This window comes from Bradyrhizobium sp. 31Argb, assembly GCF_043638955.1.
Taxonomy (GTDB): Bacteria; Pseudomonadota; Alphaproteobacteria; order Rhizobiales; family Xanthobacteraceae; genus Bradyrhizobium.
Genome location: NZ_JBEGDB010000438.1, coordinates 2,871 through 4,223, shown reverse-complemented (window position 1 = coordinate 4,223; position 1,353 = coordinate 2,871). Strand labels below are relative to the sequence as shown.

Sequence of the window (1,353 nt, the reverse complement as noted above, 5' to 3'; positions counted from 1 at the left end):
AACCGGGCGTCCGCCGAAGCGGCGATCGACGTTTTCGCCGAGAAATACCGCGCCAAATACGGCCGGGCGGTCGAATGTCTGGTCAAGGATCGCGACGCCCTGCTGGCCTTCTACGACTTTCCTGCCGAGCATTGGGATCACTTGCGGACGAGCAACCCCATCGAAAGCGTGTTCGCCACCGTGCGGCACCGGACGGTGCACACCAAGGGCTCGTTGTCGCCAACCACCGCCAGGCTGATGGTGTTCAAACTGGTGATCGCCGCATCAAAGACCTGGCGGCGGCTCAAAGGCACAAATCAGTTGCCGAAGGTCATCGCAGGTGTCAGATTCAACGACGGCATCGAGGTCATCCAAATGCCGGCAAACCACGCCGCCTGATCACCTCATCACCCAAAATTCCGCATAGCTCCGCCAGACACGCCGGCAATATTCGGCGGAAGAGAAGATCCGTATTGTGCTGGAAGGACTGCGAGGCGAGGAGAATATCTCCGAGCCTACATGGGCCACGCCACCATGGAGAACCGGCATGGGCTGGCCGTGGCCGGCATGGGGTCACGCTTGCCAGCGGCACCGCCGAGCGTCGTGCCTCGGAGAGGATGCTCAAGGCCAGGGCCAAGGAGGTCGGCCACCGCCTCACCGCCGGTGAGGACAAAGCCTATGACACGGCCGATCATGTGACCAATCTCGTGCCATCAACGTCACACCGCACGTGACGCAGAACAATGGCATCGGCAAAACCGGCAAGCGCCGCCGCAGCGCCATCGACGAACGAACCACACGCCACCAGGGCTATGGCGTGTCGCAATCGCACCGGGCGATGATCGAATGCATCTTCGGCTGGGGCAAGCAGCATGGGACCATGCGTAAAACAAAACATCGCGGCATCTGTCGCGTCGCGGGCGACTTCATGCTCAATCTGATCGCTTACAATCTGGTCCGCATTCCCAAAAATGCGGCCGCGCTGATAGCGTGAACGACGGCTTGGTTATTCATTCAGGTAGACGCGAATATCCCTTTGCTTTTTCTTCGATGCTCCTAGGTAGGCTGTATAGAACCTGCCGTTGATCATGATGTTGGACCAGGGGCGCTCCGCGCTCGGCAGCACATCATGCCGGTGCATCCCGCGCATGAGATTCTCCGGCGCCCGCTGGTTGCCGTGGATCCAGCCCGGACCGACATATTCGCTCAAGTCCGGCACCGGAGGCGGCATATACGGTATGCCGCCGAAGACCGGCGCCGCAGCGCTTTGCTCCGATGGTGGGCTTGGCTGATTGACGCTTTGCGCTGGCGGCGACAGGCTTAGCGCATCCAGATCAGGTCCTCCCGGCAAATAATCGGCCGTATTCCAGCTAT

The 1,353-nt window shown here is 60.6% G+C and carries 2 protein-coding genes and 1 pseudogene; 2 read left to right on the top strand and 1 reads right to left on the bottom strand.

The annotated features are described in order from the left end of the window. On the top strand, window positions 1-378 hold a 378-nt coding region (locus AAFX91_RS39530; RefSeq protein WP_394570104.1), incomplete at its 5' end, for a transposase. Window positions 379-709: 331 nt separating this feature from the next. Continuing rightward, the gene (locus AAFX91_RS39525) at window positions 710-973 is read left to right on the top strand and encodes a transposase (protein ID WP_394570103.1); all 264 of its coding nucleotides are present in this window, start codon (window positions 710-712) and stop codon (window positions 971-973) included. Window positions 974-985: 12 nt separating this feature from the next. Here the strand turns inward: AAFX91_RS39525 and AAFX91_RS39520 are convergent. Next, window positions 986-1,353 (bottom strand): annotated as a pseudogene (locus AAFX91_RS39520) (hypothetical protein); the annotation flags it as partial.